Annotated in this window: 18 protein-coding genes and 1 pseudogene; 8 read left to right on the top strand and 11 right to left on the bottom strand. The window is 55.3% G+C overall.

Going from position 1 to position 15,436, the window contains the following annotated elements; genetic code table 11:
• Positions 1 to 36: 36 nt before the first annotated feature.
• The gene (locus tag KGA96_RS15430) at positions 37 to 387 is read right to left on the bottom strand and encodes a hypothetical protein (RefSeq protein ID WP_223513466.1); all 351 of its coding nucleotides are present in this window, start codon (positions 385 to 387) and stop codon (positions 37 to 39) included.
• Positions 388 to 495: 108 nt separating this feature from the next.
• Between KGA96_RS15430 and KGA96_RS15425 the strand changes: the two genes are divergently transcribed.
• Positions 496 to 1,260, top strand: coding sequence for a hypothetical protein (locus tag KGA96_RS15425; protein WP_223513463.1), 765 nt, complete (start codon positions 496 to 498; stop codon positions 1,258 to 1,260).
• 30 nt (positions 1,261 to 1,290) lie between these two features.
• Here the strand turns inward: KGA96_RS15425 and KGA96_RS15420 are convergent, their stop codons facing one another.
• From KGA96_RS15420 to KGA96_RS15375, 10 genes are all read right to left on the bottom strand, one after another.
• Positions 1,291 to 1,656, bottom strand: a complete 366-nt coding sequence (locus tag KGA96_RS15420) for a hypothetical protein (RefSeq protein ID WP_223513460.1) — start codon at positions 1,654 to 1,656, stop codon at positions 1,291 to 1,293.
• A 353-nt stretch (positions 1,657 to 2,009) separates the two neighbouring features.
• Positions 2,010 to 2,168, bottom strand: coding sequence for a hypothetical protein (locus KGA96_RS15415; protein WP_172435756.1), 159 nt, complete (start codon positions 2,166 to 2,168; stop codon positions 2,010 to 2,012).
• A gap of 675 nt (positions 2,169 to 2,843) precedes the next feature.
• The gene (locus tag KGA96_RS15410) at positions 2,844 to 3,077 is read right to left on the bottom strand and encodes a hypothetical protein (protein WP_046038049.1); all 234 of its coding nucleotides are present in this window, start codon (positions 3,075 to 3,077) and stop codon (positions 2,844 to 2,846) included.
• A 68-nt stretch (positions 3,078 to 3,145) separates the two neighbouring features.
• Positions 3,146 to 3,334: a hypothetical protein gene (locus tag KGA96_RS15405; RefSeq protein ID WP_046038048.1), complete on the bottom strand. Its 189-nt coding sequence runs from the start codon at positions 3,332 to 3,334 to the stop codon at positions 3,146 to 3,148.
• 248 nt (positions 3,335 to 3,582) lie between these two features.
• Positions 3,583 to 4,701 carry a tyrosine-type recombinase/integrase gene (locus tag KGA96_RS15400; RefSeq protein WP_223513564.1) on the bottom strand — a complete coding sequence of 373 codons (1,119 nt, stop codon included), beginning with the start codon at positions 4,699 to 4,701 and terminating at the stop codon, positions 3,583 to 3,585.
• Positions 4,632 to 5,045 carry a hypothetical protein gene (locus KGA96_RS29750; protein WP_223464817.1) on the bottom strand — a complete coding sequence of 138 codons (414 nt, stop codon included), beginning with the start codon at positions 5,043 to 5,045 and terminating at the stop codon, positions 4,632 to 4,634. Before KGA96_RS29750 ends, KGA96_RS15400 begins: the two co-directional genes overlap by 70 nt.
• Before the next feature lie 240 nt (positions 5,046 to 5,285).
• Positions 5,286 to 5,690: a hypothetical protein gene (locus KGA96_RS15390; protein WP_223513457.1), complete on the bottom strand. Its 405-nt coding sequence runs from the start codon at positions 5,688 to 5,690 to the stop codon at positions 5,286 to 5,288.
• A 47-nt stretch (positions 5,691 to 5,737) separates the two neighbouring features.
• The gene (locus KGA96_RS15385) at positions 5,738 to 5,929 is read right to left on the bottom strand and encodes a hypothetical protein (RefSeq protein WP_223464815.1); all 192 of its coding nucleotides are present in this window, start codon (positions 5,927 to 5,929) and stop codon (positions 5,738 to 5,740) included.
• Between the two features lie 115 nt (positions 5,930 to 6,044).
• Positions 6,045 to 6,512, bottom strand: a complete 468-nt coding sequence (locus KGA96_RS15380) for a hypothetical protein (protein ID WP_185754734.1) — start codon at positions 6,510 to 6,512, stop codon at positions 6,045 to 6,047.
• A 54-nt stretch (positions 6,513 to 6,566) separates the two neighbouring features.
• Positions 6,567 to 7,178: a hypothetical protein gene (locus tag KGA96_RS15375; RefSeq protein WP_046038046.1), complete on the bottom strand. Its 612-nt coding sequence runs from the start codon at positions 7,176 to 7,178 to the stop codon at positions 6,567 to 6,569.
• Positions 7,179 to 7,752: 574 nt separating this feature from the next.
• On the opposite strand from KGA96_RS15375, the pseudogene KGA96_RS15370 reads away from it, so the two are divergent.
• The 7 genes and pseudogenes from KGA96_RS15370 to KGA96_RS15340 form a co-directional block, all read left to right on the top strand.
• Positions 7,753 to 8,073 (top strand): annotated as a pseudogene (locus tag KGA96_RS15370) (transposase); the annotation flags it as partial.
• Between the two features lie 204 nt (positions 8,074 to 8,277).
• Entirely contained in the window at positions 8,278 to 9,618 is a 1,341-nt protein-coding gene (locus KGA96_RS15365) for a gluconate:H+ symporter (RefSeq protein ID WP_223464813.1), read from the top strand.
• Positions 9,619 to 9,661: 43 nt separating this feature from the next.
• Positions 9,662 to 11,014: a D-serine ammonia-lyase gene (gene dsdA / locus KGA96_RS15360; RefSeq protein WP_223464807.1), complete on the top strand. Its 1,353-nt coding sequence runs from the start codon at positions 9,662 to 9,664 to the stop codon at positions 11,012 to 11,014.
• 161 nt (positions 11,015 to 11,175) lie between these two features.
• Positions 11,176 to 12,144 carry a DNA-binding transcriptional regulator DsdC gene (gene dsdC / locus KGA96_RS15355; RefSeq protein WP_223513454.1) on the top strand — a complete coding sequence of 323 codons (969 nt, stop codon included), beginning with the start codon at positions 11,176 to 11,178 and terminating at the stop codon, positions 12,142 to 12,144.
• A 249-nt stretch (positions 12,145 to 12,393) separates the two neighbouring features.
• Positions 12,394 to 13,374, top strand: a complete 981-nt coding sequence (locus KGA96_RS15350; RefSeq protein WP_046038039.1) for a quinone oxidoreductase family protein — start codon at positions 12,394 to 12,396, stop codon at positions 13,372 to 13,374.
• Between the two features lie 14 nt (positions 13,375 to 13,388).
• Positions 13,389 to 14,237 (top strand): TauD/TfdA dioxygenase family protein, encoded by an 849-nt coding sequence (locus KGA96_RS15345; RefSeq protein WP_223513451.1) that lies wholly within the window; start codon positions 13,389 to 13,391, stop codon positions 14,235 to 14,237.
• A 78-nt stretch (positions 14,238 to 14,315) separates the two neighbouring features.
• Positions 14,316 to 15,368 carry a 3-keto-5-aminohexanoate cleavage protein gene (locus KGA96_RS15340; RefSeq protein ID WP_046038036.1) on the top strand — a complete coding sequence of 351 codons (1,053 nt, stop codon included), beginning with the start codon at positions 14,316 to 14,318 and terminating at the stop codon, positions 15,366 to 15,368.
• Positions 15,369 to 15,436: the final 68 nt, after the last annotated feature.

Raw genomic sequence — 15,436 nt, 5'->3', positions numbered from 1 at the left:
TTCGGGCTTTCGAATTGCGGGGGTCATGTTTTTGCCTCAGTCGTGCAAGTGTTCGCGCTTGCCAGTCTGCTGGTAGTGCAGGTCCTGAATGGCTTGCTGCTGGTCAATGGTGAATAACGGGTTGCAGGTGTTGCAGTGCCCGGTGATCTTGATGGCGGAATAATGAATCGAAGTTGAGCTGTAATCTCGGCGGCACTGTGGACAGTTGATGCCTTCGATGCCGCAACACACGATCGCCGCATCCTCGTCGTCGTGGTGGGCCGCGCAGACCGGGCAGACATAAAGGGTCGTCACCACTGGCATGCAGCACTCCCTGGCCCCATCCTCATCGTCGTGAATCTCGCGGCACTCACCGCAGCGGTATAGCTCTTTGATCTGAATCTTCAAGGCCGATACTCCTGTCAGGCGCCGCCCTCCGTGACCGGATGCGACAGTGGCAATTTGAGTTGTTGTGGGGTATTACAGCTTCTGGTCCGAACAAGGAAGGTGGTTCTCTTGAGGCAGCATCCGACGCAAAATGAACTTGAAAAGGCTTTAGGCGAGCCGGTTGGCTTTGATATTTCCGACGTTGCCTCAAAAATTCGACGAAATCTCCTCTTGGCAAGCATGGTCGTACTGGTTCTTATCCTTGGCGGAATTGAGCCAAGCTCCGAAGTCTCGATTTTCGGAGTTGCCCTTAAAGGTGTAACTTCTTTCAAGTTGATGGTTGGGTTAGCTTTGGTGCTTTGTTATAACCTCTGTCATTACTTATGGTATTGCTATGAACTATACTCCGAATGGTCAGTGCGTGTAACAGGAACTAAGCTTGCGTTTGTCACCGGTGCTAAGCTTGGTGCTACTGGAGCCGATTACCCTGATGACCCAAAGCAGTCGACTTTGTATACGTGGTGGCTTCAGGAAGCGCGCTCAATGACTGCGTATAGCGATTTGCTTCGTAGAGTCGAAAAAAGTATTGAAGGGCTAAATGGCCATGTTGAGCATTTGGAGAAAGTTGACGGGACAGTAGGAGGTACAGTTAGTCGATCAATACAGGAAGTGAGTAGCTCTTTGCAGCAAATTAAGCACTCCCTGGCTTCTACTGAAGATGTAATCGCCAATACTCGTATTCCTTTTTCACTTGAACGATTTGATAAGCGATTTGAATTGCTTTTGAAATCGCAGAATGCTCGTGTTTTACTAATTGAGGTTGCACTCCCAATTGCCCTATCACTAGTTTCAATTTGGTACCTAATTAGATTTTTTTTGCAACATCAATCATGAAGCACGATAGGCTTCAGTTGACTTGGTTTCTCAAATTATCGATAAGGTTGGGGGGATAATCTCGTCTCCCGGCTCCAGTTCTAGCTCGGCAAAGCTCTGATCGTGAAACGCTCGCGACACATTTTCGCTTGGCTCGTAGGGTGTCGTGACATTGCGAAGCATCCACGCCGCGGTATCGAAGTCTGCGTTGATCAGGTTGATCAACAGCCGCTGGTGAATGTCCTGTTGGTTGTTGATGCCGTGCTCTTTCATCACGCGCTTGAGATCGGGTTTGAAAACCCCGGCCACCTCAACCGTGAACTTCTCGATGCCCAGTGCGGCATTCTTGGCCGCTTCCTTCTCGCGCTTCCGGCGTTGCTTGATGGCTTCCGCCGTCGGTTGCTGTTCCTGAGCCATGGCCTGCCTCTTCATTTCCGTGGGCCGGTAGATCCAGCCATGTCTGTCGTCGGCGCTGGCGCACCTGGTTGTTGATGCGCCTCATGCTGCCCTCTGCTGATTCCAGACACCCACGGCGTAAAGAGCGCGCACGGATTCATCGACACCGTCCAGGCTGTCCAGTTGGAACTTCAGCATTGGTTGTCTCCCAGAGACTATTTGCAGGCCCTGCCTGCAGATATGAAAAAGCCCCGTCATTGACGAGGCCTGTGTAAATCGTTGGCATAAAAAAAACCGGCGGCTGCCAGGGCTTGATTCAAAGCATGTAGGCCCGTGCGAAGGGGCGGACCTTTTGGGTGTTAAATTTTTCCGTGTCAGTCGTCTTGATCTATCTGATCAAGAAAATCAACGTCATCATCTTCTTCGTCAACAATTGCCTGAGCGTCTTCTTCAACCCATGACTCGTCATCATGGAATTCATGATCGAGCAGGTGGTCGTGCTCAGGCTCGGGAATATCTCGTTCTTCGCTCATGACTTACCGAAACAAAAATGAAAGAACGGACTGTATATGCAGATCCTTTCCCTCAGTCAACGATCACGAAACAACGACACGTTCACGGAGCAGCTTAGCGTTGTCTCACAGAGACGAGGATGCAGGCCCTGCATGCAGATACAAAAAAAACCGCTCGATGGCGAGGTTTCATTCAGTGTTAAAGGTTTAAGGCCTTATGCCTGAAAATCCGAATCGACCTTTTTCAGCGAGCCTTAAACTCAGCCAAGGGTGGTGGATCTCAAAGTGCTTGCGAATGGTTTCGAAGGCAGCTCTTTGACCACTCTCCGATTCAATCTCAAATGGCAGACTGTCCGACGTACCCACGCCCCGTCCTACCGGTGAAAGGAAAGACTCTAAATAGTCGATGGAGTATTGGGCGGTTCTTTCAATCTCAGATGTCATTTCTTCACCTCTGCTGACGGTGCAGAGATGATAACCATGGTCGACGGAGTTATCCGCAGAAAATCTGAATTCCAGCTCGCTCATTCCCCGCAGGTTAAGAATTAACACAGCGGTTTGAGGCAAAGGTTTAGGCGAATCCTCAGAGCCGATCCCCCTTGGCCACACTTGTTTTCATATGGTGGCGAACGGGAGATTGCTTCGACCTACCATGCGGCACTCTCATTCAAGTGCTCACATGACAGACAGACTTTCTTAGCTTTGAGCATCATGCACGGTCACCCTCACTCCCGTAGCCACAATCTCGTACTCAGTCTCAGAAATCTTTTTCACGTCACCACCAGATTGCATTTCGAAATGCTTCAGGCCTTCATGTCGAACCATGCCGTTTGGCGAGCGCTCAATGGTCTCGTCCTGATAGATGTTAATCACGTAGTGCAAGTTATCCGTGCCAACCCCAACTATTTTTCCAACATATTTATCTGCCATGTCCGAACTCCTTGCGTGAAATCTCAAAGTAGCTGGTACTGACAGATCAATCCAGAGCATTGAACAGTTCAGCTCACCATGATGTTGGTCTGTACCTGGGCGTGCCCGTGCAAGAGAGATACGACCAGGCCCTGAGGCAGACCAGCAGCCTTTGCGGCATCGATCGCATTGACAATGGCGCTATCCAGATCAGTGATGGCCTTGTTGATGGCTCGGCTCAGTGGCAATGCGTGATGTAGCCGGGTGACGCTGCTCATTTGGCCAAATTCGGCTGAAGCACTACCCGGGCAATCATCACCAGGAGGCCCAGCACGCCATAGGCCAAGTAAATACTAGCTTCGTAGAGTCCAGGGTGAAATTTTTAAATCTTTCAAGAGGCACGAAAAAGGAGATGGGGTGCTAGGGGGCGAGTGTTCGAATCACTCCGTTCCGACCATATTTTTCAATGACTTAGCAAAACTTTAGCCCGTTGGGCTTTTTCATTGGTGGGGAGTTTTTCGGGACTTCATCCAGCTTTCCTCTTCAAGATCGTCAGCACCGGCCCCCGCGAATCAGTTGCTGATACCATATTTGCAGCTTCAATCAGATGCCCGAGCGCAGCGCCCGAGTAGTGACTTGTGATGCTGCCGTTCTTGTGCCCTAGCAAGGCCTTTCGGTCTACCTGTGTGACACCTGCCGCCCGAAGGCGACGGCCAAACGTATGTTTCAAGTCATGCACCCTGATGGATGCGTTTCCAGGGTGAGCGGGGCGAAGGTTTTCCTCCTGCCAGAGTTTCGCCGCTCTCACCCGCGCTTTCTTCCAGGCTGAATCATTCATGCGGTGCATCGCGTTGCCATTGAAAGGAAACACCCAGTCCTTGCTCTGACCGCGCTGTCTGTCGATGATCGATTTCGCCACGCTATTCAGCACGACCAGTCGCTCATCACCACTTTTCACACCTGACCGCTCGTTTCGGCCGCCAAAGTCGGACGGTATCAGGAATACGCTGGTGCCCAGTTCCGGTACCGAGATTTCCCAATCCCATCTCAATTTGCAAACCTCCTGCTCGCGGCAACCCGTGTTCACCTTGAACAGGGCCATCGTCTGCAGGTGCGCCGGCAATTCTCCGAAAAGGATCGATTGCTCTTCCCATGTCATGGGGTAGGGCTCACGAACCTTTTTCTTTAGATCCAGCTTGGCCAGCATTGGCACCGAATCAAGCCAGGGCCTGCGCTCTTCATCCCGCCACTTCCTTGCACAAAGCGAAAGAACCCGTATTACCCGCTCGATCGAGATGTTGATCGTGCGAGGCGCTACCGGCTTCAACTGCTTCCCGCCTGGCAACACCATTCCCTTCAAACGATCTCTCACGAACGGCTCAAGTGCCTGGTCATCGATGTGCGTCAATGGCAGATCCTTGAGGTATGGGTGGAGCTGCTTCAGGTGATGCGCCGTCAGCTTGATAGAGGGCTGATCCTTGCTCTCTATCAGGAACCGAGTCGCCGCTTCCTCCCAGGTTCGAGTGCGGCGTACGCCGTATACCTTCTGCTGTCGAAGCTGCTCCAGCCGATGAATCAGGTACTGCTCGGCTTCTTGCCGGTCACCTGTTCCAGTGCTCTCTCGAAGGCGCTCGCCTCGGAACACTTTGTCGATTTGCCAGACTCCACTTTTCTGGTAGAGGCCAGAGATCGCTTTTCTCGCCATGGTTTACCTCCTTTGGCTTCACCCTGGCGCTCGCTGCGAGGGCGATTGTTGTCCTGATTCACGGTCTTTTCAATCGACTTGCTCTCGATGTAGGCGTCTGCCCACTCATCCAGCTCGATACGATCAAACGCCACGCCCTGTTTTCCGATAGGGAATTCACGTACGTTCGGCCTGACTGTTTTGTTGAATTCGTCCCGGCACATGCCGAGATAGCCTGGTGCATCCATGAACCGGATGAACCTCGGCGGGATGCTTGAAGTCTTTACTGCTGTTGCGTTACCCATGGTGGGATTCCTTAGGCGAATGCCACCGTCGCCCGCCGTTCATCGGCAGGCCGGTAGGTGGATTGTGAAATCAGATGAGGGAAGTCAGGCAGGCTAAGAAGGTGAACTAAGATTTAGCGGTTCGCCTCGCCAGCGGCGTACACGCTTTCTCCCCTGAGGTGGCTGGCGGGGTGAACCCTTACCGATGCGGCCCCTTGTAGATGAGCCAGAGCATGTAAAGTGGCGCAGCTATAGGAATGATCATGGCGTCGCTGTTTCCTGATCCAGGTCTTCAGCGCTGATCGTGAACGTCTCGATGTTCTTGACGCGGTAGAACGTGCAGTCGCAGTTTTTGCGAGCCCAGGCGTTGAGAAGGTCTTCCAGTTCTTGCTTGGCATCGGCGCTGACGTTCGGAAAGTCATCGGCCCATTCGCCGAGGTCGCTCGATGCTGCGTTATTTGCCATGGCATCAATCACAGCGTCCGAATCGACGAACTCGGCAGGATCTGCATAGTGGACTTCGCCTCGTTGGCACTCAGCACCAGGTGCGAGCTCCTCGTTTTGACTGAGGAACGAACACCAGTCAGCAGTCCATTCCTCACCATTGTTGGAATAGGCGTATTCAATGCGGGCCGAGACGGCGGGCAAAACATTTTCTTCAGGCATGACTTCGTCCTTGCCGCTATAGCGGCTGACTTTGAAGGGGGAGGGAGTTACAGAGGGGTGTTGAGTTTGCAAACTTCGTCGATGCAGGCCTTCCAGCCGTTTCCGCGCGTCGATTCACTCTTGCGCTCAGACAGTACTACCAGCTCGACTTGGCGCTGCACGACCATTTCGTTGGGAGCACCGACATGGTCTTGCGCGGTCAGCTCATCAATCCGCTGATCATGCACTGCGAGACGCAACTGAAGATCGTAGAGCTGCAGTCACGGAGGCCTCGCTCAGCTCACTGATTCTTTCCTGTGCCGCATCAACGACTTTCCGCGACGATCTAGTTGCCTGCCCTTGCATTTGCTTTGCTTAGTAAGAGTTGCATAAGGTCTGCGTCCCTATCTTGTTGCAGTAGGTATTAACAGGCCTATTGTTTTGTATCTGAGTCTGAATAGCGCGTGTATTAGCCTCAACTTGGGCGTTGTTCGCTTGTACCACTTGTTTATATTCCTCCGACGCCATAGCGTATTGATTACAGACCTCTGCTGGTGGCGTTGTTAGGCCTGGATGATATATTGCCTGATATCTACTCTCCAAAAAGGCGGGGTCAAAGCTATATGATCCAGCCCTGCTATTGAGCATTCGCTTTGCCCATAAAGCTGTATCAGGTGACATCTGACCTGAGATGCCACAAATCTGGACAACCGCATATCCCCTAGCAAAATCGTCATACACGGAATTTGGCATGATTGGTTTAGGCGTAGTAGCACAACCGGATAGCAAAGCTGCAATGCTGATACTCAGCATCAATCCTTTATTCATTCCTAACGTGATCACGAAAAAATCCTTAATGGCCAAAAGCCATAGAGGATGACCTGAATTTTTTAACTGTCACCCCTTGGGTGGACAATATGATGGTGACGCATCATATGTCAGCGTGCCGTCGAGGATCGCCGCTTTGATCGCCTCGAATTCCCAGCACCAGTACTGACTGTCGACGTAGATGCGCAGGCCGTCGCGATAGTCGTATTTCTTGCGCTGGATAAAGGCTTCGGCAGCGGCATGGGTGAAGTGCGCGTTGACATAATCCCAGTGGTCGACCCAACCGGTGACAGTGTGCTCGGGCAGCCCGTCCAACACGTCCCATTGCTGCCATTCACGAGCTTTCATGAACTGCACGCCGCACTCGTCCTGCATCAACTGGTTTAGCTTGCGTTTCTGGTCGCGGTCACAGTTCTGCCAGTACTCGGTAGGGCTGTAGCAGACCGATTCGCCACTGTTGAAATACACCAGCTTTTTGTCGGTGTAGTCGGTATCCAGGCCGCAGATGATCTTGCGTTCTTCAACAATGAAGATTGCGCCGCTGGTGCAATGGTCGTCGACCCGCGGGCCTTTGCAGTCGTAGCGCAGGCGTTCTACGAAGTCGGTCCAGGTCGCTGCATTGAGGTCGGCGCCGCTCGCCAAGCTCGGAATCGGCTCGGCCGGTTTGTTTTCTGTGGGCATGGGGCGTCCTTGGCCGGGGCATGCCCGAGCGGTGAAGGTTGTTTGTGATCAGCTACAGTTGAATGTTTACGAACTGGGAGGGCTGGACATGAAGTGTTTAGTTTGTGGGGACGAAGCTAATATCCGTGCTACTGAGGATGGTGGTCGAGCAGTGGCTTGCCGGGAATGTGGTCGCTACGAAATCACCGGTGAGGTTTTGGCTCTTTCGGCGAAAAATCATTATCGAATCGATGTAGACAGGACGCAGATGTGGATTCAGGGGCAATACGTTGTCGGACGTGTAAGCCCCAAGATCGACCTTAAAACCGTGCGATGGGCTGGTGTTAGGTAGGATCAAAGCTGTCGCAGAATCCGCATCCCGATCCAGCGAACGACGGTGACCGCCTTGCTGTTCCCGATTGCCTTGTAGTGTGGGTGACTTCGCCTGTGACGCACACGGCTACCTGGCCGCCGGCGTTGGCGTGACTGTTCGAGTGGTTCATTGCTCGTAGCGTTGGTGATATCGCTCCGGCATCGGCGCCATGATCCTTGCAGCTGAAGGATTCCGAGGTGCTTGCTGGCCTTGTACCGAGTCATGCCGGCCGCTTTGCATTCCACTATCCGATGTTCTTCAGCACTCGCTCATTTAGCCGAGGAAAATCCAGTGCGAGGGGGGCGACATTTTTGTCGATGAATTCGGCGTGGGGGGGACTTGGGTTTGAGGGCGTCGAACCTGCCGCAACAGGTCATCCGGTCTATCGCACAGCAGTCTTGCTGAAGTTCTATATCTACGGCTATCTCAATCGAACTCAGTCCAGCCGCCGGCTTAAGCATGAGGTCGGGCGCAAACATCGAGTTGATGTGGCTGACGGGGTGTTTGGCTCCCGCTCTCAAAACCATTGCCGACTTTCGTAAATCGTAAGGTCTGGCTTGAGGTGTGATGGGACAGCAGGCTCGAACTTTCATCACTTCACGCCATGCACTCACCATAGATGACCTCATGTCATCCATCCCTTGAAAATCCATCCTTTGTCAGGTCCAGGTGTAGCGCTCTCTAATGCCGAAAAGCTGAGTGACCCAGATCACTCATTTCAACAATAAAAGCTCTTCAGGAGATTGTATGCACAGTGGTCCCACTCTTTTGCTGGTGTTGTTTTGCGCCATCATTCTGATCGTTTTTCTAATCGTCAAAGTGCGTGTCCATGCATTCCTGGCCTTGACCGCAGCGAGCTTTGTGGTGGGTATCGGTTCAGGCATGCCACTGGCGCAAATGGCCTCTTCCTATGAAAAAGGTGTCGGTGGAACACTCGGGTTCCTGGCAACGATCATTGGCCTTGGCGGCATACTCGGCAAGATGCTGGAAGAGTCCGGTGGCGCGGAGCGCATTGCCCAGACGCTATTGAGCGCCTTGGGTAAAGAGCGCGCCTCATGGGCCATGATGCTTGTTGGGTTTATCGCGGGCATACCTGTGTTCTTCGAGGTTGGATTCGTTCTGCTGATTCCCCTGATCTATGTGGTCGCCAAAGAGACCCGGATCAACCTTCTATACCTGGGCGTGCCCTTGGCGGTGTCGCTAATGGCGGTTCATTGCATGTTGCCCCCGCATCCTGCCGCCATGGCCATCACCGGGCTGCTGGGAGCCGATGTCGGCAAGGTGATTGTGTATGGCCTCATTATCGCGCTGCCTACCGCCATCATTGCCGGGCCGCTGTGGATCAAGCTGGTCTGCAAGAGTGAAGCGCCCGACGCTCAAGAAGCTTTTCTGGACGAACATTGCGTTGACAGCGCGACCCGGGACTTGCCAGGCCTTGGCTTGACGCTGATGACCATCCTGTTGCCACTTCTGCTGATGGTCGGCAAAAGTCTTGCAGCCGGACTGCCCCATGACTCCGTGCTCTTCAGCATCGTTTCGTTTCTGGGGACGCCGCTGATAGCACTGTTCATTGCTGTGGTGTTCGCTTACTGGGCGTTGGGTTTGCGCCGCGGTTTATCAATGCCTGACTTGCTCGCGCACACTCAGAAGAGCTTTCCTCCGCTGGCCAGCATTCTGCTGATTATCGGTGCCGGTGGGGCATTCAACGGCATCCTGGTCGACAGCGGTGTGGGTAACGCGCTGTCCGGTTCGTTGACGCAATTGAACATGAATCCCATCGTCCTGGCGTGGTTGGTGGCCGGGTTGATGCATTTCGCGGTCGGTTCAGCGACGGTGGCAATGATCAGCGCCGCCGGCATGGTGATGCCGATGCTGAGTGCTCATCCAACCGTAAGTAAAGAAATTATCTGTATTGCCATCGGTGCCGGCGCCATTGGCTGGACCCATGTGACGGACTCTGCCTTCTGGGTGGTCAAGGAGTACCTGGGTGTCTCGCTCGCCGAGGCGTTGAAGAAGTTCACCTCGGCCACCGTGTTGGCTTCATTGATTGCGCTGGGGCTGACCCTGCTGCTGTCGCAATTTGTTTGATCTCACCCGTATTTTCATCCTGATTATTTAAAGGGACCACGTCATGATTTTGGGAAGACCCCTTGAAAGCTGGTACTCCAGTTATCCTTTGATTCGCGATCTGGTCACGCTGCAAGAAACCACTTGGTTCAACCCTGCCGTGGCGCCGGTCGCGGAATCGATTGGCGATGTGGGGTTGACGGCCGCAGACGTCGCCGATGCCAGCGCGCGACTGACGCGTTTTGCTTCTTACCTGCGGCGTGCATTTCCGGAAACGGAAAGCAGTGGCGGCATTATCGAATCGGACATTCTGCCCGTGCCACACCTGCAGCAATTGCTCGGCGAGCGATACGGTCAGGCGTTGGAAGGGGCGCTGTGGCTCAAACGGGACAGCCATCTGCCGATTTCGGGTTCCATCAAGGCGCGCGGTGGAATCTATGAAGTACTCAAGCATGCCGAAGACCTGGCGTTGGCCGCGAATCTGTTGACGGTTGACGACGACTACGCAGTGCTGGACAGCGATAAGGCCCGTGCCTTTTTCGGCCAATACAAAATAGCGGTCGGCTCGACCGGCAACCTTGGAATGTCCATCGGTATCATGGGGGCGGCATTGGGTTTCCAGGTGACCGTGCATATGTCGGCGGATGCGCGGCAATGGAAGAAAGACAAGTTACGCTCACACGGCGTTACCGTTATTGAGTATTCCTCCGATTACAGCGTGGCCGTTGCGCAAGGCCGCCAACAAGCGGAGTCCGATCCAGCCTGCCATTTTGTGGACGATGAAAACTCGGTCAACTTGTTCCTCGGCTACTCGGTGGCTGCCGAGCGCCTGAAAAAGCAATTGGCAGTGGCTGACATCACTGTGGATGCGCAACATCCATTGTTTGTTTATCTGCCCTGTGGGGTGGGTGGCGCGCCTGGCGGCGTGGCCTTCGGCCTGAAGCTAGCCTTCGGCGATGCTGTCCATTGCATCTTCGCCGAGCCCACACACTCGCCGTGCATGATGCTGGGCGTCTACACCGGCCTGCACGACGAAGTGAGCGTGCAAGACTTCGGCATTGACAACGTGACGGCTGCTGACGGCCTCGCCGTCGGACGCGCTTCAGGTTTTGTCGGCAAGGCCATGCAGCGCTTGCTTGATGGTTTCTACACGGTCAGCGACGAGGAAATGTACAGTTTGCTGGCACTGATGGAGCGCAGCGAAGGTGTGCGCCTCGAGCCATCCGCGCTCGCCGGCGTGCCCGGCATTGCCAGAGTCCTGGCCGACCAGCAGGGCTACTTGGCGCGCGCGCGCCTGGACAGCCAGGCCATGATGCAAGCCACCCATCTGGTGTGGGCAACGGGCGGCAATATGGTGCCTTGCGACGAGATGGAAGCTTATTTGGCCAAGGGCCGTGAATTGCTCGCCAAAGGTTAATCGGGCCTGGATGGACCCGAATTGCCTGGACTCGACAGAGTTCTCGCTGATTTAAGCGTAAACCGAATGTGGCAAGATGAACGTCTTGCCACATTCTTTACGTTTACCCGCTGGAAATGCGTACAACGCAAGGCGGCTTTTGGGTTTGAGGGAAAACTGTCGTGCTCAACCTTCCTCCGCGTATCAGTTCCAGGCTCAACAGCAGCCAGTTCGCGAACCTTCACACCTTTTTGGTTGCCGCTCGTCATCTGAGCTTCGCCCGTGCAGCAGAGGAGCTGTGTTTGACCGCAAGCGCCGTGAGCCACCGTATAAGTCGGCTGGAAACCGCCTTATCCATGAAGCTGTTCCAGCGCCTGACCCGGCAGGTCAGCCTGACGGACGAGGGCGAACGTATCTTCGATATACTCCAGAATGCGATGGGAGAATTGTCCGAGGCGCTCGAGCAATCGTCACAGGCGGAAATTGCCGGCTCGATCGCGCTCTATGTCAGGCCTTCCATTGCCCAATGCTGGCTGGTTCCAAGGCTGGCGGACTTTATCGAGCGATATCCCTTGGTGTCTTTGGACCTGCGGGTAGGCAATGACAATGTCGACTTTCGAACCCGTAAAATCGACTTGGCCCTGTACTATGCCAATGGCGAGTTTCCCGGGCTGACGAGCCATCGGTTGATGCGCGAGCGACTGGCCCCGGTGTGCAGTCCCGAGTATGCGCGACGCCATCGCCTGGAGGAGAATCCGGATAACTTAAGGAACTGCACAACCTTGCATGACTCCCTGGCCTGGGATCATGCGGCCTATGATGCCGAGTGGACGCTTTGGGCAGAGCAACACAACCTGCTCACGGCACTTCCCAAACGTAGCTTGACCTTCGATCGTTCTGATTTATGTGTGACCGCAGCCATGAACCACGCCGGCATTGCAATTGGCCGCCAACAGCTTGTGCAGAAGCGAGTTGATCGCGGCGAGCTCGTTCTGCCGCTCGCTGAATTCAGCCGCTCAGGCCACTACGATTACTATCTGGTTCACCCGTCGCTCGGCACTATCCCCAAGCGATTGCTGGTTTTCATGAACTGGCTACGAGAATGCGCGCGTCAATCATCACCCCTGGATGAGAACGACGACCTGTTCTGATGCGGCATGCGTACATGTGGGTGGTCGGGCCAGCCTCCAGTCGGTGAAGCCGCCGCTATCGAGCGTCACGCCTGAGTCAAATATGCAGATAGGGACGTCACCGGGGGAGGAAGGTGCCCAACGACGCCGTTTGTCATGAAATGTGCCGACGGTGTCGTCTGATGAGACGCGCTCAAAAGGCCTGCAGCTTACATTCCACTCAACGTCATCGCCGTAGTGCACCCAGAACGCTGATTGGAGAAAAAAAGCATGGCCCAAGTCGTACGATTTTACGAAACCGGTGGTCCCGAGGTTCTTCGCTTTGAAGAGGTAGAGGTCGGCGACCCAGGTCCTGGTGAGGTTCGACTTCGCCACGTAGCGGTCGGCCTCAACTATGCCGACACCTATTTTCGCAATGGCACTTACCCGATCCCGATGCCCAATGGCATCGGCGTTGAAGCCGCCGGTGTGGTGGAGGCAGTGGGCGAGGGCGTGAGCAATGTGGTGGTCGGCGATCGGGTCACCTATACCGGCTTTACCAACACCCTCGGCGCCTACAGCACCGAGCGCCTGATCCCGGCCGCGCCGTTGATAAAGCTGCCGGAAGATATTTCGTTTGAGACCGCAGCGGCCATGACCATGCGGGGGCTTACCTCGGCGTACCTGATGCGTCGCATCTATGACTTCAAGGCCGGCGACAGCATCCTGCTGCACGCTGCCGCCGGTGGTGTCGGCCTGATTGTCTCGCAATGGGCCAAGCTACAGGGCCTGAACGTAATCGGCACCGTGTCCAGCGAGGCCAAGGCTGAACTCGCCCGTGCTCATGGTTGCGATCATGTGATCAATTACAGCCACGAAGATGTGGCCAAGCGCGTGCGTGAATTGACCAGCGGTGTCGGCGTCAATGTGGTGTTCGATAGTGTTGGCAAAAGCACGTTCGAAGGCTCGCTGGACTCTCTCAAACGTCGTGGCCTGATGGTCTGCGTCGGCACGGCATCCGGTCCGATTCCGCCGTTTAGTCCAGCGCAACTGGCGATGAAAGGCTCGCTGTTCATGACGCGTCCGGCACTGGCAGATTACATCGCCGACCCGGCAGAAAAGGCTGACCTGGCCGGTGAGCTGTTCGGCCTGGTCGGGAGCGGCAAGATCAAGATCGGGATCAACCAGCATTACTGCTTGCAGGACGCCGTGCAGGCTCACCGTGATCTGGAGTCGCGCAAGACCACTGGCTCATCGATTTTCGTCATCTGAGGAGGTCTGCCGCCATGCAAGTCGAACAACTAACCTGCAGCATTGGCGCAGAGCTGACGGGCGTCAACCTTGCCGATGCCGTCCATGACGACGGTCTGTTCGCCGAGATCCGCGTCCAGTTGCTCGAGCATCGCGTACTGTTTTTGCGCGACCAGGACATCAGTCGCGCCGAGCATGTGGCCTTTGCCCAACGCTTCGGCGAACTGGAGGATCACCCGGTCATCGGCAGCCACCCGGATTATCCTGGCCTGGTGCAGGTCTACAAGAATCCGGACAGCCCGATCGACCGTTACGAGAACTCCTGGCACACCGACGCCACCTGGCGCGAGGCGCCGCCGCTGGGCAGCGTGCTGCGTTGCCTGGAGTGCCCGCCAGTCGGTGGTGACACCATGTGGGCCAACATGGTGGAGGCTTACAAGCATCTGCCAGACGAGATAAAAGCGAAGATCGAAGGCCTTCGTGCCCGTCATAGTATCGAGGCGACCTTCGGTGCGGCGATGCCGATCGAACGGCGCCTGGCGCTCAAGGCCCAGTACCCGGACGCTGAGCACCCCGTGGTGCGCACTCATCCAGAGACTGGCGAGAAGGTGCTGTTCGTCAATTCCTTCACGACTCACTTCACCAACTTCCACACGGCCGAACGTGTGCGTGTCGGCCAGGATTTCACCCAGGGCTCGTCCGAGCTACTGCGTCACCTGACCAGCCAGGCCCACATTCCGGAGTATCAGGTGCGCTGGCGCTGGAAGCCTAACAGCATCGCCATCTGGGACAACCGCAGCACACAGCACTACGCCGTGATGGATTACCCACCCTGCCATCGCAAGATGGAGCGTGCCGGGATCATTGGCGAAAAGACCTACTGAGCAACCTCACCGACACCCGTGCCAGCGCCCGCTCTGTACAGCCCGTCGGGCGGGCAACAATAAAAACAGGAGATAAGCATGCAGTTTTTCGACGATTCCCTGCACCCGGAAAACATGGAAAAAGTGGTGATTACTGTCGCCCCTTACGCCCCACAGTGGATGCCGGGAGACTTCCCTGAAGACATTCCGATGACCATGGACGAGCACGTGCAGGCGGCTGTTGACTGCTATGAAGCAGGCGCCACTGTGCTGCACTTGCATGTGCGCGAACTGGACGGTAAAGGCTCCAAGCGCCTGTCCAAGTTCAACGAGTTGATCGCCGGTGTGCGTGAAGCCGTACCGGACATGATCATCCAGGTCGGCGGCTCGATTTCCTTTGCCCCTGAAGGCGAAGGCGCGGAAGCCCTTTGGCTCTCAGATGATACCCGGCACATGCTGGCGGAACTGACGCCGAAGCCGGATCAGGTCACCATCGCCATCAACACCATTCAGATGAATATCGCGGAGCTGCTGTTCCCGCAAGGCATTGAAGGCACCTCCCTGCTTGATCCGGTGACCAATGCCGCGTATAGCGAAATGACCGTACCGGCAGGCCCTGCCTGGGTCGCCGAACACCTCAAGCGCCTGCAAGCCAGCAATATCCAGCCGCACTTCCAGCTGACCGGCATTCATGCCTACGAAACCCTCGAGCGCCTGGTGCGCAAGGGCGTCTACAAGGGCCCTTTGAACCTGACCTGGATCGGCATTGGCGGTGGATTCGACGGCCCGAACCCGATGAACCTGATGAACTTCATCAATCGCGTACCGGATCGTTGTACCTTGACTGCCGAGTCGCTGCTCAAGAACGTCCTGCCACTTAACACCATTGCCCTGGCCATGGGCTTGCACCCACGACTCGGTAATGAAGACACCATTATCGATCAACACGGCAAGCGCTTCTCTTCCGTAGAGCAGGTCAAGCAGACGGTGCGTATCGCTCACGAGCTGGGGCGTGAAATCGCCACCGGTAAAGAGGCGCGCGACATCTACCGTATCGGAGTGCAGTACAAGACTGTTGAAGAAACCCTGTTGGCCAACGGCATGGCACCGAACCGCAAGCCGAGTCAGAAGGGCGTACCACAGCGCGGGTAATCCAGATGGCGGGGCAGGAAGCCAATGGCGTTCTGCCCCTGCCCACCTGAACGCGTGAGCAAGACCAA

This window comes from Pseudomonas sp. GL-R-26, assembly GCF_019947365.1.
Taxonomy (GTDB): domain Bacteria; phylum Pseudomonadota; class Gammaproteobacteria; order Pseudomonadales; family Pseudomonadaceae; genus Aquipseudomonas.
This window is presented reverse-complemented; position numbering and strand designations above follow the sequence as displayed.